Genomic DNA, 24557 nt, shown 5'->3' with positions numbered 1-24557 from the left:
TCCCCCAATGCCATCAGGCCGGAATGACCGCGCCCATCACCAGCGCTTCCTCGCTCAGCGCATATTGCACGCTGCCGCCAAGACCCGCCGCCATCACCTGAAGCATGGCCGCAGGCGCGGTCTTGCTTGACAATTCGCCCGGCGCCAATTTGCCGTCCAGCGCCAGCCCGATGGCCGGATCGAAGGCGATGCGCGGCCCCGCCGCGCGCACGACGATTTCGGCGGCGCCGTCGCGCACCTCGGCGGCAATGTCGATCGTGCCGCCGCGCACCAGCCCATCAATCGCGATCAATGCAAAGTTGAGCAGCGTTTTCACCGCCGATTTGGGCAGCATATCATTGCCCAGCGCGAAATTGACCGCCACCCGATCCTTGCCCGCCAGCAAAGCCTCGATCAGCCCGCGCGGTTCGGCCACGGGAATCAGGTCGCCAAAGCCCCCCGCCGCGCCAAAGGCCAGACGGTAGAATTTCAGCTTGTTCGCGCTGACCCGCGCCGATTGTTCGAGCAGTTCGAAACAGCGCTCGCGCATCGCCGGATCTTTTTCCTCGGCCAGCAGTTCCAGCCCGTTCGACAGCGCGCCCACCGGGCTGAGCATATCGTGACACAGGCGCGAACAGAGCAGGCTGGCAAGTTCAAGGGCAATCGTACGGTCGATGGTATCGGACATTTTGTGCATTTTCCCGGATGGCGCCTGATGGTTGCGCCTGTTTGTCGCAGGGCGCCCTTACGCTTCCCTTAACCCTCATCTTCGCGTGTGAAAAGCACTTCAAATCCATTGGCCCCATCGCGCCACCAACTGACCGTTTTGCCGCCACAAATCGCCCAGATCCGGCCATCGCGCGCGGCCATGGCGGCATCGGTTTTGCTGGGCGTGGCAAGGCCGGTGGGGTGGGAATGGTAATAGCCCAGCACCTGCTCTTCCCCCGCCCTTTCGGCGCGAAAGGCCGCGATAAGGGCCGCCGGATCAATCTCAAAATGGCGCGAAGGATCGGGCGCGACATTGGCGCAGGGGCGGATTTGCGCCACATTTTGGCCCCACCCCAACAGCAATCCGCAGGCCTCATCCGGGTGCGCCCGGACGGACTCTTCGCGGATCGCGGCGATTATTCCCCTTGCCAAGTGAATTTCCATGCCCATTTGCAAAAGAATGAGCATGGGGGAAAGCATCGTACAAGGGGCAATTTCAGGCGGCGGTCGGCTGGACCGCGCGCTGGCGGAAAGCTGCCCGGCAGGGGCAGCGCTCTCGCGCGAGCGAATCAAGGCGCTGATCGGCGAAGGCCGGGTAACCATCGATGGCCGCGCAGTGTCGCAGGCCTCGATGAAAGTGGCCGCGGGCGCGCAATTCATCATCGCCCTGCCCGAAACCGCGCGCCTGGACGCGGTGGCGCAGGATATTCCGCTCGACGTGGTTTACGAGGATGACCATCTGATCGTGGTGGACAAGCCAGCGGGCCTTGTCGTTCATCCGGCGGCCGGCAATCCCGACGGTACGCTGGTCAATGCGCTGCTGCATCATTGCGCGGGGCAGTTGTCGGGCATTGGCGGGGTGGCGCGCCCAGGCATCGTCCACCGGATCGACAAGGACACATCGGGCCTGCTGGTGGTGGCCAAATCGGACATCGCGCATGAAGGTCTTGCGCGGCAATTTGCCGACCACTCGATCGAACGCGCCTATCTGGCGCTGACGCAGGGCATTCCCAATCCGCCGCGCGGGACGCTGCGCGGCGTGATCGCCCGCCACCCCACCGACCGCAAGCGGATGGCCCTGATGCCTGAAACCCTTATCAAACCGGGCGGCGATACCATAGAGGGCGATGACACAGGCCCAAAGCGCGGCAAACATGCCGTCACACATTTCCGCCTGCTCGAGTCGCTGGATCGCGCCGCGCTGGTCGAATGCCGACTCGAAACCGGGCGCACGCATCAGGTGCGCGTGCATATGGCCTCGATCGGCCACGCCTTGCTGGGCGATCCGGTTTATGCCCGATCACAGAAATCGCAAAAACCAATCCTGGCAGAGCTTGGCTTTGCGCGGCAGGCGTTGCATGCTGCGGTTCTCGGTTTTACGCATCCGGTTTCTGGCGAAACTCTCCGTTTCGCCAGCCAGTTGCCCGCTGACATGCGGGAACTTTTATGCCGGTTGGGCGGTTCTGATGCCGACCAGCCGGTCTCTTCCCTGCTATCCGGTGCCATTGGGCCGGGCAGCAAGGAGGGCCAACCGTGGCCGCCGCCGAGGGATGCCTGTTAAGGGTCCGTCAATGCGCGTGCTGACAAGTTGAAGGACGATGACTGCTATGACCCAAGACAGCAATCTGCCCGCCGTCCCGGCGCTTGCCTCCGGCGAGGACGGGCTGAACCGCTATATGTCGCAAATCCGCAAGTTCCCCGTGCTGACGGCGGAACAGGAATATATGCTGGCCAAGCGCTATGCCGAGCATCAGGATCCTGATGCCGCGCGCCAACTGGTCACCAGCCACCTGCGCCTCGTGGCGAAGATCGCGATGGGCTATCGCGGCTATGGCCTGCCGATGAGCGAGCTGATTTCCGAAGGCAACATCGGGTTGATGCAGGGCGTCAAGAAATTCGAACCCGACCGCGGTTTCCGTCTGGCCACCTATGCGATGTGGTGGATCAAGGCCAGCATGCAGGAGTTTATCCTGCGTTCGTGGAGCCTTGTGAAGATGGGCACCACGGCGGCGCAAAAGAAGCTGTTCTTCAACCTGCGTCGGATGAAGAAGAACATCGACGCCTTTGAGGACACCGACCTTCACCCTGACGATGTGAAGAAGATCGCCACCGACCTTGGCGTGTCCGAGGCCGAGGTGGTCAACATGAACCGCCGGATGATGATGGGCGGCGATGCTTCGCTCAACGTGTCCTTCAACGAGGATGGCGAGGGCCAGTGGCAGGACATGCTGGCCGATCAGGGCCCGTTGCAGGACGAAACCGTCGCCAATGCCGAGGAGGCCCAATGGCGCCACGCGCTGCTGGCCGAGGCGATGGAAAGTTTGAACGAGCGCGAGCGTGCGATCCTCTTCGAACGGCGCCTGACCGACGATCCCAAGACGCTCGAAGAACTGAGCCAGACCTATAATGTCAGCCGCGAACGTGTGCGCCAGATCGAGGTGCGCGCCTTTGAAAAGCTGCAAAAGGCGATGCAGTCCATCGCGCGTGAAAGGATGCTGGTGGCTGCGGCCTGATGCAGCACCGGGGCGGGATGCTTTCCGCCCCATTCCGGCACAGGTCCGGTTAACGATCTTGCCGCGAATCATCACCTGCCCAAACTGCTCTCCGAACGCGGGGAGTGAAGATGGACGAGGCAATCTGGCTGATTTCTGACGGTCGCAGTGGCAGCACGTGGTTTTCGCGCCTGTTGGCCTCGGCGCGCCCCTGCCATATCGAACATGAGCCTGTTCACCCGCTTTTCACCCCGACGCTGAGCGATGAGGCGCAATTGCCTCTGCCTTGCGACCCGGTGATTGAAAACAAGCTGGTGCCCTTGTTCGAGGCGATCCGGGCGGGCCATCACCGCACCGCCCGTTTTGGCGAGAGTGACCGACGCGCCGATGGCGGGCTAATCATCCGCGATGTCTTTGCCCTGATGGTCGCGCCGCGCATGATCGAATTGCTACCCTGGCTCCGCCCGGTGGTGATCCTGCGCCACCCTTGCGAAGTGGCTGCGTCGAAATGCGCGCTTTCCGATTGGGTATGGTTCAGCCAGGTTGAGATGCTGGCGCGCGATGAGGTGCTGCTGGCAGCTTTTCCACAATTGCCTCGGCTGATCGCCCGCGCGCGCAGCCCGTTTCAGCGTTACGTGCTGACATGGTGCGTGGCCCATGCGTTTTTGCTGTCGCGCATCGCGCCATCTCGCCTGCATGTGGTGCGTTATCCTTCGCCGCTGGATGCCGCGCGTCGCAATGTGGCGCAAATCATGGGATGCGAGGCGCCCCAGGCCGACTTTCATCAGGCCTTTGTCGAGCGTTCGCCCACCGATCGCCCACCCGACGGGCGTCCCTTGCTGACTCGCCTTATCCATCCGCGCCGCGCCCCCGGCGAGACCGAATGGCAATGGGCCAACGCCATGCTGCACGAATTCGCGCTGGAGCCGTGGTTCCCGATTTCCGAATCGGCCACCGGATTATCCCACGCAAAAGCGCTGGCAGGCTAATCCGGCCAAAAAATCTGCCCCCTTGTCCTATTTAATATGTTGATTTGATGACGGGCTTTGTAATTTCTTAGGAATATTGCCGTTACTATGCATTCTTACTAGGTGTGGCGTTAGGATAATTCCTGCGCCGCTTATTCTGGCAAGGATCAACTCCATGGCTGTCGAGACGCCCCCCTCGCATGGCGAAAACCTTTCCGATGTGTCTTTCACCTCGGGCCTGCATGGGCTGATCGGGGCCTCCCCGGCCATGCGCGAGGTCTATTCCCAGATCAAATATCTGGCCGCAAGCCGGGCCAATATCTTTATTTCGGGCGAAACCGGCACCGGCAAGGAGGCCTGCGCCGAAGCCATCCATCGCGCATCGCCCCGCTCGGCCGCGCCCTTTGTCACGGTGTCCTGCAATGCCATGCCGCCCGAGCTGATCGAGCGGCGGATCTTTGGTGACCCGTCCGAAAGCTCGCCTGCCGCCCCCCCCTTCGCACTGCGCGCGGCTGATCGCGGCACCTTGTTTCTTGATGAGGTCAGCGTGCTGCCCCTGCCGCTTCAGGGGCGCCTGCTGCGCTTTTTGCAAAGCGGCATGGCGGGGCGCACGCTGGTTGATGTTCGTCTGATCTGTTCGAGCAGCCGCCCGATGCTGAACGAACTGGCCTCGGGCAAATTCCGCGAGGATCTCTATTACCGTCTGGCGGTGGTGCCGCTCGAACTGCCGCCCTTGCGCGAACGCGGCGGCGATATCGAGGCGTTGGCGCAAAGTTTCCTGCGCCGCTTTGCCCGCGAACAGGGCAAGAAATTCGATCCCCTTGGCCCGGATCACATTGCAGCGCTCGAAGCCTATGCGTGGCCGGGCAATCTTCAGGAATTGCAGAATGTGATCCGCCGCGCCGTCCTATTGTTCGACGGGCCGGACCTGCCGTTGCGCGCGCTGCCCGCCGTGCCGCCCGCGCCCTTGGGCCAGACCCCGCAAACGGTCGAAGCCCCGGCCCAGCGGCCCGCCTCCGCCGAAACCAGCCACGAGGCTTTGTTCGAAGCGCTGGCCGGGTTGACACTGGATCAGATCGAAAGACTGGCGATCGAGGGGGCCATTCAGGCCGCACATGGCAGCCTGCCGGGGGCCGCGCGCATTCTGGGGGTCAGCCCATCGACGCTTTATCGCAAGCGCGAACGCTGGAACGACGCCCAGCGCAGCGCCTGATGTCAGGCGGGGTTACCAGTCCCCGCCATTGCCGTCATCCGAGGAATCCCAGGAACTGTCGTCGGAAATGCCAAAGTCATTGCCGCCCATGTCCTGATTGGAATTGCCCGAATCCCAGCCCGAATTGTCCTCGCGCAACGGGCGGCGCTGTTCGTCCTTATGATCGCCGAACATGCCGTCGATGATCTTCTCACCGGCGGCAAAACCCGCGCCCGCCGCCGCGCCCGTGGCCAAACCACCAAGGATCGAGGAGCCCATGCCGCCGCCCTGCTGCGGAGGATAGCCGGGCTGCGGATAACCGCCGCCATAGCCCTGATTGCCATAACCGGGGCCGCCATAGCCGGGGCCTCCAAAACCCTGCCCGCCCTGCGCACCATAGGGCGCATTATAGACCTCGGCCTGACGGCTGCGGCGGCGGAAAAAGGCCAGTACGCCAAACACCAGCGCGCCGATCAGTACGATGCCGACCCACGAGATCCCGCGCGATTGCGCAGGCTGGGGCGCCTCACTGCGCGTGACCGCGCCGTTTCCCACCGATCCGCCATTAAGCTGCGACTTGAGCGCGGCCACCGATTGCGGCTGGATGCCCGGCAGACCCGGCGCCAGCTTTTCCGCCTGCGCCAGTTGCGCCCGCGCATCGGCGGTCTTGCCCTGCTTGGCCAGCAATTCGGCCTGAACGTAATGGGCCTTGGCGCTGTTCGGGTGAGCCTTGAGCACCTCGTCCATCATGGTCACGGCCTTGTCCACCTGCCCCGCGCGGGCGGTGGCATAGACATCGCGCACGCTTGGTTCGGCCGCCATCACCGGCGCCGACACCATCATCAGGGCCACAGGGGCCAAAAGCCACAGGGCAGACTTCTTCATCTTCCTCACTCCATTTGACGCAAGCCGCGCCGCAACGTGATCTGGTGCGCCTTATGACTTTTGCAAGATGAACAGGCCCTGTGCCGCATCGAGTGCGGCCGCGACCACCGCATCGCGCGAACCATCCGCCGCAAGGACGCGCCAATCCGACAGATCGCCGCAATTATAGGCCATCTGGCGCGCCACCACGGCGGCATCGGCATCCGAAGCATCGCCCCGCCGCGCCGTAACCCTTTGCTGCATCGTCGCGCCATCGGCCGTCAGCCAAAGACCGAGAAAGGGCGCATCCGCCGCACGGGCCGCCTGCGCGATGGCCGCGCGTTCGTCCGGCGCGGCAAAGACCGCATCGGCCACCACCGGCCATCCCCGGCACAGCATCGCCCCGGCCCGATCAACCATCGCGGCATAGACCAGCGCGCTGGCCTCTCTTGTATAGGTTTCGCCCGGCAGGCGATCTTCGGGGGCCACGCCCGCCAAACTCTTGCGGATCACATCGGAACGCAGCCAGCGCGCACCCGGCGCCGCGCCGATCCTGTGCGCCAGCGCCCCGGCCAACGTCGATTTGCCCGTGCCCGACAGCCCGCCCACCGCGATCAGCCCCACCGCGCCGGGCCGCAAAAATTTCAGCGCCGCATCGAGATAAGCAAGCGCCTCGCCCGCCTTGTCCGCGCGCGCCGCGCCGCTCAACCGCACCGCCGTGGCCGCCCCCACATGCGCCCGGATCGCCGCGCGCACCGACAGGAACAGCGGCAGCGCGGGCCAGCCATCCTCCTCGCCCATCCGATCAGCATAGCGATTGGCGATGAGATTGGCGGCTTGGGCATAGCCCTTGTGCCACAGATCCATCAGCAGAAAAGCCAGATCATAAAGCAGGTCAGTCGTCGCCAGTTCGGCGCTGAATTCAAGGCAGTCGAAAGGCACGGGCCGCCCCTGCCACAGGCATATATTGGCCAGATGGAGATCGCCGTGCCCATGGCGCACCTTGCCCGCCCGCGCCCGGACGTCGAGCAGATCGGCCACCTGGGCCAGAGCCTCAAGGCTTCGCGCCTGCAAATCAGCGACCTTGCCCGCGGGCAGCAGATCGGGGGCGATGGCGGCAAAGGAGCGGGCGTTGCCGATAATCACCTCCCGCATCCGAGCCGCCCCATCGGCGTCGGGCAGGATCTGCGCCTTGCCATGAAAATCGGCCACGCCATCGGCCAGAGCATGGAGCATCGGCTGGGTCAGCGCCCCACGCGCGGCCACCTGCGTCAACAGGTCCTGCGCGGGAAAGCGGCGCATGACGACCACCCAGTCGATCACCTCGCCTGCCCCATCCCAGCCCGGCGCCCCGTCCGCCCCACGCCGGATCGCGCGCAGCCCGCAATAGAGGTCGGGCGCCGTGCGTCGGTTGAGCACCAGTTCGGCCCGGCACGCCGCCTCACGCAGGGCCAGCGTGGAGAAATCGAGATAGCCCAGATCAACCGCGCGCTTGAGCTTATAGACTGTGTCGGGGCCAAGGAAGATCATCGCCCCATGGGTGTCGATCCGCTCGACGCCGGGCGCGGAGAGAAAGGCGATGGTCACGCTCTGGTCCTGCTCGCTGTGATCCATGGCCATGGGATGCGCCTTTATGCCTTCTGCTCAATCTATTGCATATCAGATCATGGCGCATGTTGCGCCTCGTCAACAAGGCTGGCTGGATCAGCCGCGCGCGCGATGCTATGGAAACCGCCTTATGGCCCCGCCCAGCGAAGAAAGCCACGCATGAACCAGACGCGCATAAACGAGACTGGCGCTGTCGACACAACCTTGCGAAAGCCCGCGCCCGATGCGCTGTCTGATTCTGGGCCCGAAGAGGTGGAGATCAAGCTGGCCACCGGCGAGGCCATGCTCAAAGCCTTGCGCCGACATCCCGCCTTGCAGGGCGAAAGCCAATGCGAAAGCCTGCGTACAACCTATTTCGACACGCTGGACGGCGCGCTGGCGGCGGGCAAGGCCAGTCTGCGCGTCAGGCGGCGGGCGAAGGGCTGCGAACAGACGCTGAAAATCGCGCTGGGCCGCAAGAGCCAGATGCAGCGCAGCGAATGGAACCAGCCCTTGCATGCCGATGCGCAGGCCCCCGACCCGGCCGCCTTTCCGGCCCCGGCGGCGCTGGCGCTGGATCAGATGCGGCAGGGCGCGCATCTTGTGCCTTATGCCGAGCTGATCGTGGAGCGTGAAACGAGACTGCTGCGGCGGGACAAGGCTTTGATCGAGGTCGCCTTTGACACGGGCGAGATCCGTGCTGGTGAACGTCCCAGTCAGCCGATTGCCGAAATCGAGCTGGAATTATGCGAAGGGCGGTTGGCGGACCTTTTGCGACTGGCGCTGGAATTGCCGCTGGGGCCGGATCTGGGCTGGTCGATCCGCACCAAGGCGCACCGGGCGCAGGCGCTGGCCAAGGGGCGCGCACCGCAGGCCGTATCCGCCGCCCCGGTGGCCCTGACGCGGGGCATGAGCGCGGGCCGCGCCGTTCAGACGATCGGGTGGAATGCGCTGGCCCATGCGGTGGGCAATCTGGGGCTGGTGATCACGCGGGGCGATGCAGGGGCGATCCATCAGTTGCGGGTGGCGATCCGGCGGCTGCGCGCGGCGCTTTCGCTGTTTGGCAAAGATCTGCTGACGGGTGATCCGCGGGCGCGGGAATGGCGGCAGGAATTGCGCGAGGCCGCGATACTGCTGGCCCCGGCGCGCGATCTCTATGTGTTGGCGCAGGGGATCAAACATCCGCCCGAAGCGCTGCTGCGCGCGCAGACCATCGCAACTCAGGCCGCACGCGAGGGGTTGGGCCAACCCCGGTTTCAGCGACTCTGGCTGCAACTCGCACTCTGGCTGGAAGAAGGCGCCTATCTGGCTTCGCCGCTGGCCGGGGCAGCGGTAGAACCTTTGGCCGCCACCATGATCGAGCGCCAGCGCGGCGCGATCCGGGGGATGCGCAAACGTCTGGCCGGGATGAGCGACCGGGACCTGCATGACCTGCGCAAGGATTTGAAAAAGCTGCGCTATTCGGCGGGATTCTTTCAGCCGCTGGACAAAAGCCGGACCGCGCGCGCGCATCAGGATGCACTGGAGCAGGTGCAGGAAGCGCTGGGCCGGATACAGGATCAGGCCAGCGCGATGCAGGCGGGCGTGGCCATTGCACGCCTGCTCGACATGCCGCGCGGCGAGGCGCTGACGTTGCAATCGCAGCTCGACGCGGCCATGGCCCTGCACGCTGCGGCGCGCGCGCAGGCAATTGATCGGGCCCGCGATGGGCTGGGTCTGGAAAAGGCCCATGCAGGCTGGTGGGAAGCGCTGTAAGGCGCTAGCCGGGGCAGGAAGGATAAAAGGGAGAGTCATGAGCGATACCAGCCTGCGCCTGAAAATCGCGATCCGGGTGATGAGCGGGGATGAAATCGCCATGGGGCCGGGCAAAGCCGATCTGCTTGAGGCGATTGATGCCACCGGGTCGATTTCGGCCGCCGGGCGGGCCATGGACATGAGCTATCGCCGGGCATGGCTGCTGGTCGATGCGATGAACCGGTGCTGGGCCTCGCCTTTGGTGGAAACCATGCCCAATGGCGCGGCGCGTTCGGGCGCGCGGCTCAGCGTTGCCGGGCGCAAGGTGCTGGACGCCTATCGCGCCCTGCAAAGCGGCGCCGCGATGGTGGAAAACGGGGCGGAATGGCAAAGCCTGAAGGCCCAGCTTTTGCCCATCCCGCGCGAACACCAATAGGGATCGCTTGTGTATGGCAAGGTTTGCGGGTTAAAATGACAGCCAGCAAATTCCCTATTGTTTCATTTTCATGACAAGGATAGTGACAATTCGTCAGATCGCCAGCCTGCCCTATCGACGCGTTGGTGATTCGCCCGATTCGCCTGTTGAGGTCCTTATGGTTACCTCGCGGGGGACCGGACGTTGGGTTTTGCCCAAAGGCAATGCGATGAAGGGTCTGTCCGCCCATGCCGCCGCTGCGCAGGAAGCGTATGAGGAAGCAGGGCTGGAAGGCGCGGTTTGTCCCACTCCTCTGGGCGATTACCGCTATCGCAAGCAGTTAAAATCGGGCGCCTCACTCCTTGTGGACGTGAGGGTTTTTCCGTTGGCTGTAACAACCGAACTTGACGAATGGCCCGAAGCAGGGCAGCGGACGCGGCAATGGTTCCCGCTGGCAACGGCGGCGGACCTTGTTGATGAGCCAGAACTGCGCGCACTGATGGTCCGGTTTCGGCCATCCGACTTTGCCGATTCGTCCGGCAAGCCAATCGTGGGCCGCAGTCTGGCACTGATGAGGGAAACTGTTCGAATGTTTCACTGGTTTCAGGCGCTGCTCCCCAAGCAGGGCAATTTCTTCGCGCTGTTTGAAGCCCATGTTGCCACGCTGACCGCGGGCAGCGACGCTTTGGCCCGCCTGCTTCAAGGCGGTTCGGGCATGAATCAGCATATCCGCGAGATTGTCGAGCGCGAGGAAGAAGCCGACAATATCACGCGCGAAGTGCTCACCACGGTGCGCAAGACGTTCCTGACCCCGTTCGACCGCAGCGCGATCACCAGCCTGATCGGTTCGATGGACGATTCGATCGACCAGATGCAGCAGACCGCCGGCGCGGTCAGCCTGTATGAAGTGACCGAATTCGAGCAGGAAATGCGCGACATGGCCGCGATCATCGTCGATTGCTCGCGCCTGCTGGCCGAAGCGATGCCGCTGCTGCGCGACATTCACGGCAATGCCGCCCGCCTGCACGAGCTGACCGGGCGCATCGTCGAAATGGAAGGCCATTCGGACGAAATCCACGCCAAGGGCCTGAAGAAGACCTTCAAGCTTTATGGCAAGGCCGATCCGCTGACTTTCTTTATCCAGCGCGAAATCTACATTCACCTCGAAAAGGTGGTGGACCGTTTCGAGGACGTCGCCAACGAGATCGACGGTCTCGTGATCGACCACGCCTAAGGGGGCGAACAGATCATGGACCATGTTATCGTGGCCCTGCCCTTGATCATCGCCCTTGTGGCGCTGGCGCTGGCATTCGACTTTATCAACGGCCTGCATGACGCAGCCAATTCCATCGCAACGGTGGTTTCGACCAAGCTGTTGACGCCGGTGCAGGCGGTGCTTTTCGCCGCCTTCTTCAACTTTGCCGCCTATTGGCTGTTCGGGTTGAAAGTGGCCGAAACGGTGGGCAAGGGCATCATCGACAAGGATGTGGTCACCCCCCATGTCATCTTCGGCGCCCTGGTGGGCGCGATGGTCTGGAATGTGTTCACATGGATTAAAGGCATCCCCTCGTCATCCAGCCATGCGCTGGTGGGCGGGCTGGTCGGCTCGGGCGTGATGCATGCGGGCACCCATGCCGTCGTATGGTCGGGCATCATCAAGACCACCTCCTTCATCGCGCTGGCGCCTTTGCTGGGCATGATGGCGGCGATGATGCTGATGATGATCACCTCGTGGATCTTCATGAAGGCCACCGCCAAGAGCGCGGAAGGCGTGTTCAAGAAGCTGCATATCGTCTCGGCGGCGGCCTATTCGCTGGGCCACGGCGCCAATGACGCGCAAAAGACCATGGGCATCATCACGGTGCTGCTCTATTCGCAGGGTCTGCTCAAGGGCGACTTTGCGGTGCCGGGCTGGGTCGTGATCGGCTGCTATGTCGCCATGGGCCTTGGCACGCTGTCGGGCGGGTGGAAAATCATCGAAACCATGGGCAGCCGCATCACCAAGCTGTCGCATCATCAGGGCTTCTGCGCCTCGATGGGCGGTTCGCTGCTGCTGTTCGGCGCCACCGCTTTCGGTATCCCGGTTTCGACGACGCACACAATCACCGGCTGCATCATGGGCGTGGGTGCTGCCAAGCGGACCAGCGCGGTGCGCTGGGGCGTGGCGCAGCGTCTGGTTGTGGCATGGTTGGTGACCATTCCGGCCGCAGCTCTGGTGGGCGCGGCCTTCTATGAAATCGCGGTGCTGATCGACCGGGCGCTTTAAGGGGTCTATGCGAGGGTCCAGACCCTCGCGCTCCCTATACTGATCAGGTTCGGCATTTCGTGTCGGACGTAATGTAAAAAATTTCAAAGCTGCGGCGCCAATCAAAGCGCCGCAGGCTTTATCATATCGCAAAGTAAGCCAGCCCTACGAGCCGAAGCGCGCCTCCATTAACAGGATTGCAAGGGAACAAGTCCCTTTGCCCGCCGGAGGCAAAACCCTACCCCTTCTTCTCGCCAGGATAGTTCAGCCGCAGCGAAACCGGCGCATGACACTGCCGGATCGCCTCGCCCACATGCTGCGCCCGCTCGGCTGTCAGGGACCCTGAGACCAAAGGATGCCCCCTTTCGCGGGTTACTTCCTCGGCGGTAAAAGGCCGGGTGCCCACAGGGGCGCTATCCCCGCCCACCACGAACACCATATAATTGAGCATATCGGCCAGCTCGGCATTATCGGTGATCCGGCTATGCGCGATATTGGGCAGGCGCAGCAGATAGGCACGCGAGGCGGGTGTACACATCAGCCAGCCCACCCTACCCCGCAATTCAGGCAAAGCGGCAGGCGCCGAGCGCCCGTCCGGCCCATGGCACCCGCCACAATGCTCGATAAAATCGGACCGTGCGAGGTCAGGATCGCTGATGCCCTTTGCCGGATCAGCCTGCGCCGACACCGACGCCGCCAGCCAAGGCAGCGTCAGCAAAGCGCCGGCCCCGATCCACCGCGCTACTTTCATCCTCAGGCCGGCCCCACCATCACCGCGGTCGAGCAGTGATATTCCATGCTCTGCGTGCCGAAACACCAGATGATGTTATTGTTGAGCTGCGGCACATAGAGCGGCGTTTCGCGGTCCTGATTGTCGCACATGCACTGGGTGCACATCGGCTTGCCGCAGCAATCGCGATAGGCGATCATATAGGCCTTGCCGTCCTCGGGGTTCATACAGGTGCCGACCCATGACACCGGCGAGGATTCCGCGCCCGGCGGGCAGGTGTGGATGCCCCCGCCGCAGCATGAGCACAGCGCCCCGTCGATCGCGCAATAGCGCCAGTAATCGCATTTGGTGTCATCGACCGTCTGCGCCTTGCGGGCAAAGGCGGTCTTGGCCTCCGGGCTGCGGTCGGGCTTGGCGGCCCCGGCGCGGCTGACGGGCAGCAGCGGGAACACAGGCGCGGCCACCAGCGCCCCGCCAAGGCGCGCCAGCATCCCCCGGCGCGATGTGCCCCCGGCAAAGCGGCGCAGCAGCTTTTCGGCGGCGGCATCGGGATTGAACAGTTTCATCGGCAAACCCCCGTAGAAAAATGAAAAAAGCCTTCAGCCGACGACCTTGAGCGAAGCGATATAGTCCTGCACGCTCTTCACGCCCATCTCATGAGCGATAATCAGGCTCTCAAGATGCTCGCGGCTGTTCACCAGCCCCTTGGACAGCACGACCCCATCGGCATCCATCAGCACCGCATAGGGCAGCTTGCCCACGGCGAAGGCCTGACCCACATCCGGGCCATTGACGAAAGTATAGGCCTCCAGCCCCTGCTGCGCGATCAGCTTGCGCTGGGTTGCCGCATCATCGTCGCCGATGAAGGTCAGGTCGAGCCGCTCATCCTTGGCAAAGCTCTTGGCCACCGGGATCAGCCCCTTGCACAAAGGACACATGGCCGACACGAACATCAGCAAGCGCAGCGGCTTGTCCTTGGCCGGGCCGCCGATATGGACATGGCGACCGTTCAGATCATTGGCCTCGATCACCGGGCTGCCCGAACCCACCGCAGGCCCGCCCGCCGTGGTCAGCGCACCGGCAGGCGCCACGCGCATATGCAAAACGCCCACCTGCCGCGCCAGCGCCAGCAGCGCCACCACCAGCCCGGCAATGACCAGCCACGAAACAACCTGTGAAATGACCAGCGAAAGGATCATGGCTCTATCTCCGAGTGGGAAGCCGAATGGGATGCAGACTGGCCGAAAGCGGGCTGGATTGCAGCGCCGCCAAGGCATTGAACAAATGATAGCCCAACCATACCGCCAGCCCCGCGACCATCGCGGCGATCAGCGCCATGCCGTCGGGCAAAACCGGACCAAGCGCGGCAAAAGCCAGCAAGGGCAGCGCCAGCACCAGATTGCGCGCCACCAGCATCCAGCTAAGCGGTTGACGCAATTCCGCATGGCCGCAGCCGCAATCGATAAAGCCGCGTCCGCGCCGCAGATTGACCGCCATCGCCCAGCCGAACAGCAGCAGCAAACCGCCACCCGCCAGCGCACCGGCGCGCCCAACCCCCGCCGCAAAAGGCGCCATCACCAGAGCCAGCCCAATCGCCATTTCGCCCCATGGCAACAGCCCCGCCACGGGAGCGATCAGCCCATCGAGCAACAGGCGATAATTGCCGACAACCCCGACCAGCAGGCGCCGATGTCGCCAATGGCCCAGCCCGGCAAAGGCAAAGATCAACCCCGCCCCGATGCCAAAGCCCGTCAGCAATGTCGCCAGAAGCGCAGCCATCACGGCGCCTCGACCGTGGCGATAATGCCGCCGCCAATCGCGCCGATTTTCGGCCCCAGCGTCCATGTCGCCAGATCGAGGATGTAGCCGTCATTCTTGCCGGTATTGACGAAGAGCTTGGGCTTTTCCCCCTGCGTCACCTCGATATTGTCGATGTGATCCTCCAGCGGGAAGCGCTTGACCACCTTCTTGGCCGACAGATCCACGTCCCAGATTTCCTCGCCCGCATCCTTCTGGGTCCAGAATTCGCCCATATGCATCAGCACATAGAGGTGGTTGCTGGCATGATGCCATGCGGTCAACTGCCGCCCACCGGGCAGCCAGTTGACATCGAGCGGCTTGGTATCACCGGGACGCAGACCTGCGGCGGCCTGAATGGAAAAGGGCGCGGCGACTTCGGGCTTCAGTCCGATTTTCGCCATATAGATCAGCCCGGTATAGCTGAGGAACACCGCCTCCTTGCGCTTGACCGAATAGTTATAGGCGTCAAACACCGGGTCATTGGTGGCCGAAAAGAAAGGCGCACTGCGGGTGATCTCGGCCTTGCCGCCCGACAGGTTGAGCGAGGCCAGCGAGCCATCCGAACAGACCGACACCAACCCTTCAGAAATCGGCATCAGCCCCGCGCAGCCCGGCAATTCGACATTGCGAGCAAATTTGCGCTTGCCCAGATCAACAATATTGACCGACGCGGCCGGCGTCAGGTTGAAGATATAGGCGCTCTTGCCATCGGGCGAGATCGCGAAATTATTGACCTGCGCGCCAATGATCAGACGGCCCGGAAACGGCACCTCGGTCTGCAGTTTCAAGCTGTTGGCGTCATAGATGCTCAGCAGGTCCTGCCGCGTCCCCCGGTTGCCCTTGCTCCAGATCGTTTCAGAAACGTAATAGAATTTGCCCGCCGGATCGACCGCCATATCCGATGTGCGGCTGGTGTCGACCATGCCCACCATTTTGCCGGTGGCGCTGTCCACGATCTGGGTGCCCGCCGTATCAAACCCGCCGCGCACATAGAACCAGCCCGGATTGGGCGAGGCAAGCGTTGCGACATTGGGGGTTTCGGGCTCGGTGGGCACGGCGGCTTGCGCGCCAGAAGAAGCCAGCGCCGTTCCGATCAGCATCATAGCGGCACGAAGGGCGAAAGCTTGCGAAGTGTGGCGAGACATCTGGCCGAAACCCTCCTTGAAAGCGGCATAATGGCGGCAAAAACAGGCCGGGGCGCTGGTCCAACCCCCTGCGGAACCGATCATGCGTTCAGACCGGCCAAGGCTGGACGAGTGTCCAGAATTAATCAAGCCCCTTCTGATGGCCCAATCGTGCGAAAACCGGGCGCGACAATGGCCAATGCGCACAATGGCGTAAACCACGCCAGCCTATCACAACCGCGCCCACCCCGGCCAGCACCGCCAGCCCCGCGCCCAGCAGCAATCCCCCATCCGGCATCACCCAGAGCATTCCCGACCCCAGCGCGGGCCCCGCGCTCATCCCCAGATTATGCGTGGCTGCCACAAAGACCCGGAAGCGCGGCCCCAACCCCAAGGCGCTGGCCAGACCCGAGCAGCGGATGATGATCGCGGTGGACCCGACATTAAGCAGGACCATCGCCAGCACGAAACCGGCCCCAGCGCCGGGCCGCGTCAGCACCAGCGGGGCCAGTAGGGCCGCCCCCACCAGACAGGCCGTGACCGGCAAAGGCACGCGCAACCTCTCGCGCATCACCGCAATCGCCGTGGCCGCCCCCGCCAACGAACCGATCGCCACCGCGCGCCCGATCAGCCCCTCGCTGTGCCCGGCCTGCACGGCCAGTGCGCCGCACAGGCTCCACACCATCATCGTCGCGCAAATGAACCAGAAATTGGCAAGCGCCAGCGCCCAGCCCGCGCGCGGCGTGGCCCCATCACCCACCGGCATGACGCGCGCGCCGCCCCCTTCGCGGGCAAAGCGCAAAGCCACCGCCGCCGCCAGCGGCACCAGCGCCAACAGCCCCAGCGCCCGCCCCGCCCCAATCGTTGCGGCCAGATCGGGCAGAGCCAGCGAGAGCAGCGTGGCCAGCATCAATTGCACAAGCAGGACAATGGCATAGGCGCCCGTGGGCCGCGCCGCGGCAAAGCCCCCCATCGCGCGGGCATAGACGGCCCCCATCCCCAGCCCATAGATCCCGCGCAGCGCCAGCAATCCGGCCAACCCCTGCGCCAGCGGCGTCAGCAGACCCGCCGCCATCGCACCCAGCGCCAGCGCCATCACAGCCCGCATCGGCATCCTTGGCCCCAGCCACCACACCATCATTGCCGCCAACGCCGAAGCGCTTTGGGTCATGCCCACCACCCAGCCATGATCGGCGACGCGCAAAGGCGTGGCCAGCGAGAGCAGCGTGAGGAACACCGGATCAATCGCCGGTTGCAGACACCCCAGCACCGCCGCCGCCGGCAAGGCGCAACCACGCGCACGCCCCCAGCCCAGCCCCAATGCCCAGCCATCCTGCTCTGCAAGCAAAGTCCGACGCATAAACAGCCCCCTTTGCCCGCCGCGACCATCGCGACGGACCGGTGTCCTGCGTCAGAAGGCGCCGACGGCTCAGGCCGTCTGGCTTGTCATTCCGGCAATCTCTCGCGAAGTGATCGTTTTGGCAAGCGATACAAGCGCATGGGCGGCAATTGACGTATAGGCTGGCATCCGGTCGGCCCATGGCTTTTCAAAGCCCAGAAACGGCGTCGAGCCCTCCATGCTGGCGCTGATATAGATGGCCACCGTGCGCACCTCGTCCGCCGAGAGCGCGGGATTGAGCGCGGCGACATATTCGCCAATGAAATCATGTACCCGCTGATAAAAACCGCGCACCCGGTCGGCGATGAAATCATTGTGATTGGCCAGCGCCCACAGTTCCGTGAACAGGCGCGTGGTCCGCTTGCCCGCAATATCCTCAAGGCAAATCACGATCAGCAGCCGCAGCCGCTCCTCGGTGGTCAGGTCGGGCTGGCGCACCCGGTCCTCCAGCACCTTTTCATAGGAAGCCAGCAATTCATCGAGCAGCACCTGAACCAGCATTTCCTTGCGCGGGAAATGATAGGAGACATTGCCCACCTTCATCCCGCAGGCCGCCGCGATTCGCCGGATGGTAAAGGCCGCCGCGCCCTCGTCGATCAGCACGCCAAGCGCTGCTTTCAAAATCGCGTCCACCGTCTCTGTCCCGCGCGAGTAGGTGCCGGGGCGCGCGGTGCTGACGATGTCTTCCGATAGATCCATGGGGCTTCTTCTCCTTGGGGCGCCATGCCATCGGCTTGCCCGTCTTGCAACCTTCCCGGGCGCCCCGCTTGACGAAATCTTGAAGCGCGTCCAGTATCGCTAAGTATCCCATCAGGAGCCCGCAAACGTGAGCCAAGGAAAATTCGCCCTGACCATCAACCGCAAACCGGTCAGCGTGAGCGCCGATGCGGACAAGCCTTTGCTCTGGGTGCTGCGCGAGGAATTGAAGATGCCGGGCACCAAGTTCGGCTGCGGACAAGGGCTTTGCGGGGCCTGCACGGTGCTGCTCGACGGACAGGCGGTGCGCTCGTGCCAGACCCCGGTATCGGCCGCGGCAGGGCATAAGATCACCACCATCGAGGGCGCAAGCGCCGTGCCGCAAGGCGCGAAATTGGTGGAAATGTGGCGCGAGATCGACGTGCCGCAATGCGGATATTGCCAGGCGGGCCAGATCCTGTCGGCAACGGCGCTGTTGCTGGCCAATCCAAAGCCCAGCGATGAGGAGATCGACGCGGGGATGAACGGCAATCTGTGCCGCTGCGCCACATACCTGCGCATCCGCCGCGCGATCAGGAAAGCAGCCGGAATGGCCGATGTGACGGGAGACGCGGCATGAGCGCTGTTATTGATCGTCGCGGTTTCATGGCCGCCTCGCTGGTGGGGGCTGGCGCACTGGCATTTGAGGCGCGGATCGCTCTGGCGCAGGAGCCGGGAGCGGTTGCGCTCAATGCCTTCATCCGCATCGGGGCGGATAACAAGGTCGTCATCGGCTCCAAGAACCCCGAGATCGGTCAGGGCATCCGAACCATGCTGCCCATGCTGATCGCCGAAGAGCTGGATCTGGGCTGGGATCAGGTGGTGATCGAGCCCACGCTGGCCAATGACAAGATCTATGGCGTGCAAAGCGCGGGCGGGTCGAATTCGACGCCGAACAACTGGCTGCCGATGCGACAGGTCGGCGCGGCGGCGCGGGCGATGATCCTGAGTGCGGCGGCCAAGGAATGGGGCGTGGAGGCGAGCAGCCTGACCACGGCGGCGGGCAAGGTTTCCCATGCGGCCTCGGGCCGGAGCGCACCCTATGCCGCCTTTGCGCGGGGCGCTGCCTCCGAAACGGCACCCGATTTGGCCAAGGTGGCGCTGAAAGATCCCTCGCGCTTTTCCATCATCGGCCAGTCCAAGATCGGCGTCGATACGGTGGCCATCACGCAGGGCAAGCCGCTGTTCGGCATCGACGTGGATATGCCCGGCCTGATCCATGGCGCGATCATCAAGGCCCCCGCCCATGGCGCTACCATCGCATCCCATGACCCCGCTGCCGCGCTGAAACGCAAGGGCGTGCTGGCCGTGGTGCCGGTGAACAGCAATTCGGTCGCGCCCGGCAAGTTCGACACGCTGGTCGTGGTGGCCGACAGTTGGTGGACGGCCAAGAATGCGCGCGAGGCGGTCAAGGTGACGTGGGACGATGCCGCGCAAGTCGGCTTTTCCACCGAGGCCTATGACCGGCAAGCCGCCGCCGCCTTTGCCTCCGGGCCGCAGGTTACACACGCCAAAAACGGCGATGTGGCCAAGGCGCTGGCGGGCGCGGTCAAGACCATCACGGCGGACTACTCCTATCCCTTCCTCGCCCATGGCACGCTGGAGCCGCAGAATTGCACGGGCCGCTGGGTCGATGGCAAGCTGGAAATCTGGGCGCCAAGTCAGGCGCCGAACAATGGCCGCAATGACACCGCCGCCATGTTGGCATGAAGGGCGAGGACATCACCATCCACCAGACGCGGATCGGCGGCGGCTTTGGGCGACGGCTGATCAATGATTACATGGTGATGGTGGCGCAGGTGGCCAAGGCTCTGCCGGGCAAACCGGTCAAGATCCTGTTCGACCGGACCGATGATCTGCGCCACGATTATTACCGCCCCGCAGGCTGGCACCGCTTTACTGCTGGGCTGGACGCCAAAGGGGATCTGATCGCCTTCCGCGACCATTTCGTCAGCTTTGGCAAGGATGGCAAACCGATCCGCGCGGCGGAGATGAGCCCGTTTGAATTCCCGGTCAATGTGCTGGCCGATTCCGAAATCGGCATCACCTATCTGCCGACCAATCTGGCGACAGGCTGGCTGCGCGCGCCCACATCCAATGCGGTATCCTTTGTCTATCAAAGTTTTATGGACGAAATCGCACAAGCCGCCGGGATCGATCTGCCCGAACTGATGCGCCGCACGCTGGGGGCGCCGCGCGATCTGGCGGTGGTGCCGGGGCGGCCAGTGCTCAATTCGGGCCGGGCGCGCGCGGTGATCGACGGCGTGTGCAAAATGGCGGGCTGGCAGGGCGGCAAGCTGGCCCCCGGCCCCAAGGGCGAGAAACGCGGGCGCGGCTTTGGCTTCTATTTCAGCCATCGCGGCTATTTTGCCGAAGTGGTGGATGTCACCATCACCGACGGCGCGAATGTGCGGGTGGACAAGGTTTGGGCCTGCGGTGACATCGGCAGCCAGATCATCAACCCGATCAACGCGCGCCATCAGGTGCAGGGCGCGGTCAACGAAGGCCTTGGCCAGGGCATGGTCGAGCAGAAGATCGAGCAGGTGAAGGGCGTGGTGCAGGCCGAGAGCTTTGGTGACTTCCCCCTCATCCGCATCGAGCAGGTGCCGCGCGAAATCGCGGTGCAATTTCTGAAAACCGATTATCCGCCCACCGGGCTTGGCGAACCCTCGCTGCCCCCGGTGATCCCGGCGCTGGCCAATGCGATCTTTGCCGCAACGGGTCAGAGGCTGCGCCAATTGCCGCTGAAGCCGGCCTGAAAAACGCCCGAAATGCACGATAAAACCCGTCCCTTGCACAGCAGGGGGCGGGTTTTTCTGTCATGGCCCCGGGCGGTTTGCGCCAAACTGCGTATAAGGCAAAAAGGCGCTTGAAGGATTTTTGACGCCTGTCCAATCTTCTCCCCGAAGCCGCCGATTCATGGCGCCACAGTTTGAGCCAGCGAGTTCCAGCTTGGGGGGAATTTGATACTATGACCTTCCCGTCCGATCCTTCGGATATTGGCGCGCCTGCGTCATTCAAACATACGCCATCAAGGCATCGGCGCCGCTTGGCTCTGCTGGGCCTGACGGCCACAGCGCTGGGCATGGCGGTGCTGCATGGCGCAGCGCCGGCGGTGGCGCAGGCCGACGAACAGGCCGGCGAAAAGGAAGCGGGCATTCCCGTGACCGACAAGCTGGTCATCGACAAATGCGGCGCGTGCCACACCAATGACGGCAAGGGCAACCTGTCGCGCATTTCGTGGATGCGCACCACGCCCGAGGGCTGGGCGCAGGCGATCCACCGCATGGTCAAGCTCAACGGGCTGGTCATCACCGCCGAGGACGCCAAGAAGGTCATCCGCTCGCTTTCGGCCAGCCATGGTCTGGCGCCGGACGAGGCCAAGCCGGTCATGTATCTGACCGAAAAGCGCGTGCTGGATGAAACCAACATCCCCAACGAAACGGTTCGCGCGGCTTGCGCCTCGTGCCACGCCTTTGCCCAGCCGCTGAGCTGGCGCCGGTCGGCCAATGAGTGGAAGCTGCTTCAGGAATTCCACGTCGCGCTCTATTCGCAGGCCGAAGTGCAATATCGCCGCGGCGTTGACGAACATGGCATCCCGCAGGGCTATGGCGCACCGGCGGCCAAGGGGCCGACGCCGGGCGAGGTTGCGCTGGAATATATGCGCAAGACCGCCCCGCTGCATTCAGCCGAATGGGCATCGTGGAGCGCGCGGATGCGCCCGGCCGCTCTGGCGGGCAAATGGCTGGTTTCGGCCGACCTTCCCGGCAAGGGCCGCTATGCCGGATCGATGGTGATCGCGCCCAAGGGTGATGATTTCACCACCACGATCACGCTGAAATCGCTCAAGGACGGCAGCACGATCACCCGCACGGGCAGCGGCATCGTCTATTCAGGCTATTCCTGGCGCGGCAAGTCGAAGGGCGCGGGCGATATGGCCGCCCCGGATGCCCCCGCCCATGAGGCCCGCGAAACCATGTGGTTTGCCCCCGATCAGAAGTCGGCGGCGGGGCGCTGGTACTGGGGCGCCTATGAGGAATTCGGCTTTGACGTCAAGCTGACCAAGGCCAGCGCCGAACCCACCATCGCCAGCGTCACCCCCGATGCGGTCAAGACCGGCACGATGGGCGCGCAGCTCCACATCATTGGCGACAAGCTGCCGACCAAATTTGTCCTGTCGGACATCACGCTGGGCAAGGGCGTTGTGGCCAGAAAGATCGTTTCGGCCAGCGATGACGAGATCGTGCTGAGCGTCGATGTGGCGGCCGACGCCACAGTGGGCGCGCATGACGTGGCCATTGGCGGGGCGGTGCTGGAAAAGGCGCTGCCGATCTACAAAAAGGTCGATTACATCAAGGTCACGCCCGAAACCTCGCTGGCCCGCCTTGGCGGCAGCGAGAAGCACCCCAAGGGCTATCTGCAATTCGAGGCCATTGGTTATGACAAGGGCGCCGATGGCAAGGTGGGCACGGCCGACGATGTCGCTATCGGCCCGATCGACGCCACCTTCTCGATGGGAGAATTCCCCTCGGTCTATTACGATGATGACGTGAATTTCGTCGGCAAGCTTTCGACCGCCGGCTTCTTCACCCCCAACATCGACGGGCCCAACCCCCAGCGCAAATGGAACCGCAACAATTACGGCGAGGTCTGGGTGACCGCGACCGCCAAGGCTGAAAAGGGCGCCGATGGCAAGCCTTTGACCGCCAAGGCTTTCATGGTCGTAACCGTCCCTGCCTATAAGCGTTGGGATCAGCCGGAGGTGAATCAATGAGCGCGCCCTTGACCCACACCTATCGCAGCGGCGAAGTCCACCGCTTTGACGCACAGGGGCAGGATTTCATCTACCTCGTATCGGCTGGCGCGATCTTCGCGCTCGACGGCGCGGTGGGCGACGTGCTGGCCATGCTGGACAGCGCCGAGATGGCCCATGCCGATCTGGTTACGGCGCTGACCGGCTCGGGCTACAGCGCGGCCGATGCCGAAGATCTGGTGCGCGAGCTGCGCCTTGCCCGCGTGATCGTTTCGGATCAGACGGTGGCAGCCCCCGCCCCGGCCAAGCCGGAGGGCGATTATCCGCTTCAGGCGCTGGTGCTCAACGTCACCAACCAGTGCAATCTGGCCTGCACCTATTGCTATGAATTTGGCGCGGACAAGATCGCCACGCCAAACGGCAAACCCAAATATATGACGATCGACACGGCCAAGGCCTCGGTCGATCTGCTGCTGGCGCAGTCGGGCGGGCGTCCGGCGGTGCATATCACCTTCTTCGGCGGCGAAACGCTCATGAACTTTCCGCTGCTGCGGCAGGTCGTCGCCTATGCCACGGATCAGGCCACGGCCCAGGGTCGCACCATAACCTTCAGCCTGACCACCAATGCCACGCTGCTGACCGACGAGATCATCGAATTTCTCGCGACCCAGCAGATTGGCGTCACCGTCAGCATCGACGGTCCCAAGGAGATGCAGGACAAGCGCCGCGTCTATAAGAGCGGCAAGGGCAGCTATGACGTTATCGAGCCCAAGCTGCGCAAGCTGATCGCCCGCCATCGCACCCGCGCGATCACCGCGCGCGTGACGCTGAGCAAGGGCGTGACCGATGTGGTCAGCATCTTCCGCCACCTGCGCGAGGATATCGGCTTTCACGAGGTCGGTTTTGCGCCGGTCACGGAATCGGGCGAGCAGGCCTATGCCTTGGGCGAGGAAGGCATGGTCACTGTGCTGGAGCAGTTCCACCAACTGGCCGATGAATGGCTCGATTACGCGCTTAAAGGCCGAATGCACGGGTTTTCCAATGTTTCGGAAACCATTGGCGAGCTGGTTCAGGGCACCAACAAGAGCCATCCCTGCGGCGCAGGTCTGGGCCTGCTGGGCGTCGGCCCTTCGGGCGATCTCTCGCCCTGCCATCGCTTTACCGACGCCGACAGCCATGTGATGGGCCATGTTTCATCGGGCATCGACCGCAAGGCGCAGGGCGAGTTCCTGACCAAGGGCCATGTGGGCGCCAAGTATGAATGCCAATCCTGCTGGGCGCGTCCTTTATGCGCGGGCGGGTGCCATCACGAGGCCTTCGTGCGCTATGGCGACACCGGTCACGCCAATCTGCATTATTGCGACTGGATCCGCGAATGGACCGATACGTGCCTAAAAATTCAGGGCACGCTGGCGGTGCAAAACCCCGAATTCCTCGAAAAGTTTGCTGAAAGAAAGGGCCTGTCATGAAGCATTTGCGCCCCATCAACCAAAAGGCCAAGGCGATTGACGAAAGCGTGGACACGCAGATTGCGGCCATGCAGGACGATGTCGTGGCCCTGCAACAGCAAGTGCGCCCGCATGTGCCGATGGGCTGCACCCTGTCCTTCTCGCCCGGCTGGGAAGTGGATGCCAGCGGCGGCACGGCGGGCCTTTGCCAGCCCGTCGAGCGTGACATCTATGACTGCTATGTCACCTGCTTCTGGCCGGTGCAGGTGCCCGACCATGTCAATTACTCGCCCGATTGGGCCAGCAATTGCTCTGCCGCGGCCAAGGACTGGCGCAGTCTGGACATCATCTTTCCGTAATCGGGCCTTGGCGGCCCTGATTTCG

Annotated in this window: 24 protein-coding genes and 1 pseudogene; 14 read left to right on the top strand and 11 right to left on the bottom strand. The window is 63.7% G+C overall.

Annotated features, from left to right (window positions below; genetic code table 11):
* Positions 1 to 13 precede the first annotated feature (13 nt).
* The gene (locus FHW96_RS02760; protein ID WP_172339040.1) at positions 14 to 667 is read right to left on the bottom strand and encodes a histidine phosphotransferase family protein; all 654 of its coding nucleotides are present in this window, start codon (positions 665 to 667) and stop codon (positions 14 to 16) included.
* A 68-nt stretch (positions 668 to 735) separates the two neighbouring features.
* Positions 736 to 1131, bottom strand: coding sequence for a M67 family metallopeptidase (locus tag FHW96_RS02755; RefSeq protein WP_172339039.1), 396 nt, complete (start codon positions 1129 to 1131; stop codon positions 736 to 738).
* Positions 1132 to 1147: 16 nt separating this feature from the next.
* On the opposite strand from FHW96_RS02755, the gene FHW96_RS02750 reads away from it, so the two are divergent.
* The 4 genes from FHW96_RS02750 (at position 1148) to FHW96_RS02735 (ending at position 5360) form a co-directional block, all read left to right on the top strand.
* Positions 1148 to 2248 carry an RluA family pseudouridine synthase gene (locus FHW96_RS02750; protein WP_172339038.1) on the top strand — a complete coding sequence of 367 codons (1101 nt, stop codon included), beginning with the start codon at positions 1148 to 1150 and terminating at the stop codon, positions 2246 to 2248.
* A gap of 46 nt (positions 2249 to 2294) precedes the next feature.
* Positions 2295 to 3200 carry an RNA polymerase sigma factor RpoH gene (gene rpoH, locus FHW96_RS02745; RefSeq protein WP_172339037.1) on the top strand — a complete coding sequence of 302 codons (906 nt, stop codon included), beginning with the start codon at positions 2295 to 2297 and terminating at the stop codon, positions 3198 to 3200.
* Between the two features lie 110 nt (positions 3201 to 3310).
* Positions 3311 to 4168, top strand: a complete 858-nt coding sequence (locus tag FHW96_RS02740) for a hypothetical protein (protein ID WP_172339036.1) — start codon at positions 3311 to 3313, stop codon at positions 4166 to 4168.
* 154 nt (positions 4169 to 4322) lie between these two features.
* The gene (locus FHW96_RS02735) at positions 4323 to 5360 is read left to right on the top strand and encodes a sigma 54-interacting transcriptional regulator (protein ID WP_172339035.1); all 1038 of its coding nucleotides are present in this window, start codon (positions 4323 to 4325) and stop codon (positions 5358 to 5360) included.
* A 12-nt stretch (positions 5361 to 5372) separates the two neighbouring features.
* Here FHW96_RS02735 and FHW96_RS02730 read toward each other — a convergent pair whose 3' ends face one another.
* Both FHW96_RS02730 and FHW96_RS02725 read right to left on the bottom strand, forming a co-directional pair.
* Positions 5373 to 6224 carry a M48 family metallopeptidase gene (locus FHW96_RS02730; RefSeq protein WP_172339034.1) on the bottom strand — a complete coding sequence of 284 codons (852 nt, stop codon included), beginning with the start codon at positions 6222 to 6224 and terminating at the stop codon, positions 5373 to 5375.
* 51 nt (positions 6225 to 6275) lie between these two features.
* Positions 6276 to 7823 (bottom strand): bifunctional aminoglycoside phosphotransferase/ATP-binding protein, encoded by a 1548-nt coding sequence (locus FHW96_RS02725; RefSeq protein ID WP_172339033.1) that lies wholly within the window; start codon positions 7821 to 7823, stop codon positions 6276 to 6278.
* Positions 7824 to 7970: 147 nt separating this feature from the next.
* Between FHW96_RS02725 and FHW96_RS02720 the strand changes: the two genes are divergently transcribed.
* From FHW96_RS02720 to FHW96_RS02705, 4 genes are all read left to right on the top strand, one after another.
* Positions 7971 to 9545, top strand: coding sequence for a CHAD domain-containing protein (locus FHW96_RS02720; protein ID WP_172339032.1), 1575 nt, complete (start codon positions 7971 to 7973; stop codon positions 9543 to 9545).
* 37 nt (positions 9546 to 9582) lie between these two features.
* A complete protein-coding gene (locus FHW96_RS02715; protein ID WP_172339031.1) occupies positions 9583 to 9960 on the top strand; it encodes a winged helix-turn-helix domain-containing protein in 378 nt (125 codons plus the stop codon).
* 70 nt (positions 9961 to 10030) lie between these two features.
* Complete coding sequence (locus tag FHW96_RS02710) at positions 10031 to 11173, top strand: DUF47 family protein (RefSeq protein WP_172339030.1); 1143 nt, start codon at positions 10031 to 10033, stop codon at positions 11171 to 11173.
* 15 nt (positions 11174 to 11188) lie between these two features.
* Positions 11189 to 12205 carry an inorganic phosphate transporter gene (locus tag FHW96_RS02705; protein ID WP_172339029.1) on the top strand — a complete coding sequence of 339 codons (1017 nt, stop codon included), beginning with the start codon at positions 11189 to 11191 and terminating at the stop codon, positions 12203 to 12205.
* Between the two features lie 217 nt (positions 12206 to 12422).
* Here FHW96_RS02705 and FHW96_RS02700 read toward each other — a convergent pair whose 3' ends face one another.
* The 7 genes from FHW96_RS02700 to FHW96_RS02670 form a co-directional block, all read right to left on the bottom strand.
* On the bottom strand, positions 12423 to 12935 hold the full coding sequence (locus FHW96_RS02700; RefSeq protein ID WP_172339028.1) for a cytochrome C: 513 nt from the start codon (positions 12933 to 12935) through the stop codon (positions 12423 to 12425).
* Positions 12936 to 12937: 2 nt separating this feature from the next.
* A complete protein-coding gene (locus tag FHW96_RS02695) occupies positions 12938 to 13480 on the bottom strand; it encodes a methylamine dehydrogenase light chain (RefSeq protein WP_172339027.1) in 543 nt (180 codons plus the stop codon).
* Positions 13481 to 13513: 33 nt separating this feature from the next.
* Positions 13514 to 14113, bottom strand: a complete 600-nt coding sequence (locus FHW96_RS02690; RefSeq protein WP_172339026.1) for a methylamine utilization protein MauD — start codon at positions 14111 to 14113, stop codon at positions 13514 to 13516.
* A 4-nt stretch (positions 14114 to 14117) separates the two neighbouring features.
* Positions 14118 to 14693 (bottom strand): MauE/DoxX family redox-associated membrane protein, encoded by a 576-nt coding sequence (locus FHW96_RS02685; protein ID WP_172339025.1) that lies wholly within the window; start codon positions 14691 to 14693, stop codon positions 14118 to 14120.
* Positions 14693 to 15817: an amine dehydrogenase large subunit gene (locus tag FHW96_RS02680; protein WP_253950705.1), complete on the bottom strand. Its 1125-nt coding sequence runs from the start codon at positions 15815 to 15817 to the stop codon at positions 14693 to 14695. The genes FHW96_RS02685 and FHW96_RS02680 overlap by 1 nt, the downstream gene beginning before the upstream one ends.
* A gap of 163 nt (positions 15818 to 15980) precedes the next feature.
* Positions 15981 to 17198, bottom strand: a complete 1218-nt coding sequence (locus FHW96_RS02675; RefSeq protein ID WP_172339024.1) for an MFS transporter — start codon at positions 17196 to 17198, stop codon at positions 15981 to 15983.
* A 69-nt stretch (positions 17199 to 17267) separates the two neighbouring features.
* Positions 17268 to 17936 (bottom strand): TetR/AcrR family transcriptional regulator, encoded by a 669-nt coding sequence (locus FHW96_RS02670; protein ID WP_172339023.1) that lies wholly within the window; start codon positions 17934 to 17936, stop codon positions 17268 to 17270.
* Between the two features lie 127 nt (positions 17937 to 18063).
* On the opposite strand from FHW96_RS02670, the gene FHW96_RS02665 reads away from it, so the two are divergent.
* The 6 genes and pseudogenes from FHW96_RS02665 (at position 18064) to qhpC (ending at position 24532) form a co-directional block, all read left to right on the top strand.
* Entirely contained in the window at positions 18064 to 18552 is a 489-nt protein-coding gene (locus tag FHW96_RS02665; protein WP_371815615.1) for a (2Fe-2S)-binding protein, read from the top strand.
* Positions 18549 to 20092 (top strand): annotated as a pseudogene (locus FHW96_RS26085) (molybdopterin cofactor-binding domain-containing protein); the annotation flags it as partial. The gene FHW96_RS02665 and the pseudogene FHW96_RS26085, both read left to right, overlap by 4 nt.
* A gap of 6 nt (positions 20093 to 20098) precedes the next feature.
* Complete coding sequence (locus FHW96_RS26635; RefSeq protein ID WP_371815624.1) at positions 20099 to 20731, top strand: molybdopterin cofactor-binding domain-containing protein; 633 nt, start codon at positions 20099 to 20101, stop codon at positions 20729 to 20731.
* Between the two features lie 290 nt (positions 20732 to 21021).
* The gene (gene peaA / locus FHW96_RS02655; protein WP_371815614.1) at positions 21022 to 22746 is read left to right on the top strand and encodes a quinohemoprotein amine dehydrogenase subunit alpha; all 1725 of its coding nucleotides are present in this window, start codon (positions 21022 to 21024) and stop codon (positions 22744 to 22746) included.
* Positions 22743 to 24194: a quinohemoprotein amine dehydrogenase maturation protein gene (gene peaB / locus FHW96_RS02650; protein WP_172339022.1), complete on the top strand. Its 1452-nt coding sequence runs from the start codon at positions 22743 to 22745 to the stop codon at positions 24192 to 24194. Before peaA ends, peaB begins: the two co-directional genes overlap by 4 nt.
* On the top strand, positions 24191 to 24532 hold the full coding sequence (gene qhpC, locus FHW96_RS02645; protein WP_172339021.1) for a quinohemoprotein amine dehydrogenase subunit gamma: 342 nt from the start codon (positions 24191 to 24193) through the stop codon (positions 24530 to 24532). Before peaB ends, qhpC begins: the two co-directional genes overlap by 4 nt.
* The last annotated feature ends 25 nt before the right edge of the window (positions 24533 to 24557 follow it).

It is taken from the genome of Novosphingobium sp. SG751A, from assembly GCF_013149295.1.
Taxonomy (GTDB): domain Bacteria; phylum Pseudomonadota; class Alphaproteobacteria; order Sphingomonadales; family Sphingomonadaceae; genus Novosphingobium.
The sequence above is the reverse complement of the archived record's forward strand: the minus strand, read 5'-3'. Positions and strand labels throughout refer to the sequence as shown.

What these genes read in the sequence shown, in the direction of transcription:
- FHW96_RS02690 (WP_172339026.1), bottom strand. Translation starts at nt 14,113, where the DNA reads ATGATCCTTTCGCTGGTCATTTCACAGGTTGTTTCGTGGCTGGTCATT.
- qhpC (WP_172339021.1), top strand. Translation starts at nt 24,191, where the DNA reads ATGAAGCATTTGCGCCCCATCAACCAAAAGGCCAAGGCGATTGACGAA.
- FHW96_RS26635 (WP_371815624.1), top strand. Translation starts at nt 20,099, where the DNA reads ATGGACGAAATCGCACAAGCCGCCGGGATCGATCTGCCCGAACTGATG.
- FHW96_RS02735 (WP_172339035.1), top strand. Translation starts at nt 4,323, where the DNA reads ATGGCTGTCGAGACGCCCCCCTCGCATGGCGAAAACCTTTCCGATGTG.
- FHW96_RS02720 (WP_172339032.1), top strand. Translation starts at nt 7,971, where the DNA reads ATGAACCAGACGCGCATAAACGAGACTGGCGCTGTCGACACAACCTTG.
- rpoH (WP_172339037.1), top strand. Translation starts at nt 2,295, where the DNA reads ATGACCCAAGACAGCAATCTGCCCGCCGTCCCGGCGCTTGCCTCCGGC.
- FHW96_RS02740 (WP_172339036.1), top strand. Translation starts at nt 3,311, where the DNA reads ATGGACGAGGCAATCTGGCTGATTTCTGACGGTCGCAGTGGCAGCACG.
- FHW96_RS02680 (WP_253950705.1), bottom strand. Translation starts at nt 15,817, where the DNA reads ATGATGCTGATCGGAACGGCGCTGGCTTCTTCTGGCGCGCAAGCCGCC.
- FHW96_RS02675 (WP_172339024.1), bottom strand. Translation starts at nt 17,198, where the DNA reads ATGCGTCGGACTTTGCTTGCAGAGCAGGATGGCTGGGCATTGGGGCTG.
- FHW96_RS02725 (WP_172339033.1), bottom strand. Translation starts at nt 7,823, where the DNA reads ATGGCCATGGATCACAGCGAGCAGGACCAGAGCGTGACCATCGCCTTT.
- FHW96_RS02710 (WP_172339030.1), top strand. Translation starts at nt 10,031, where the DNA reads ATGACAAGGATAGTGACAATTCGTCAGATCGCCAGCCTGCCCTATCGA.
- FHW96_RS02705 (WP_172339029.1), top strand. Translation starts at nt 11,189, where the DNA reads ATGGACCATGTTATCGTGGCCCTGCCCTTGATCATCGCCCTTGTGGCG.
- FHW96_RS02700 (WP_172339028.1), bottom strand. Translation starts at nt 12,935, where the DNA reads ATGAAAGTAGCGCGGTGGATCGGGGCCGGCGCTTTGCTGACGCTGCCT.
- FHW96_RS02670 (WP_172339023.1), bottom strand. Translation starts at nt 17,936, where the DNA reads ATGGATCTATCGGAAGACATCGTCAGCACCGCGCGCCCCGGCACCTAC.
- FHW96_RS02730 (WP_172339034.1), bottom strand. Translation starts at nt 6,224, where the DNA reads ATGAAGAAGTCTGCCCTGTGGCTTTTGGCCCCTGTGGCCCTGATGATG.
- FHW96_RS02685 (WP_172339025.1), bottom strand. Translation starts at nt 14,693, where the DNA reads ATGGCTGCGCTTCTGGCGACATTGCTGACGGGCTTTGGCATCGGGGCG.
- FHW96_RS02755 (WP_172339039.1), bottom strand. Translation starts at nt 1,131, where the DNA reads ATGGAAATTCACTTGGCAAGGGGAATAATCGCCGCGATCCGCGAAGAG.
- FHW96_RS02695 (WP_172339027.1), bottom strand. Translation starts at nt 13,480, where the DNA reads ATGAAACTGTTCAATCCCGATGCCGCCGCCGAAAAGCTGCTGCGCCGC.
- FHW96_RS02760 (WP_172339040.1), bottom strand. Translation starts at nt 667, where the DNA reads ATGTCCGATACCATCGACCGTACGATTGCCCTTGAACTTGCCAGCCTG.
- FHW96_RS02715 (WP_172339031.1), top strand. Translation starts at nt 9,583, where the DNA reads ATGAGCGATACCAGCCTGCGCCTGAAAATCGCGATCCGGGTGATGAGC.
- peaB (WP_172339022.1), top strand. Translation starts at nt 22,743, where the DNA reads ATGAGCGCGCCCTTGACCCACACCTATCGCAGCGGCGAAGTCCACCGC.
- FHW96_RS02750 (WP_172339038.1), top strand. Translation starts at nt 1,148, where the DNA reads ATGAGCATGGGGGAAAGCATCGTACAAGGGGCAATTTCAGGCGGCGGT.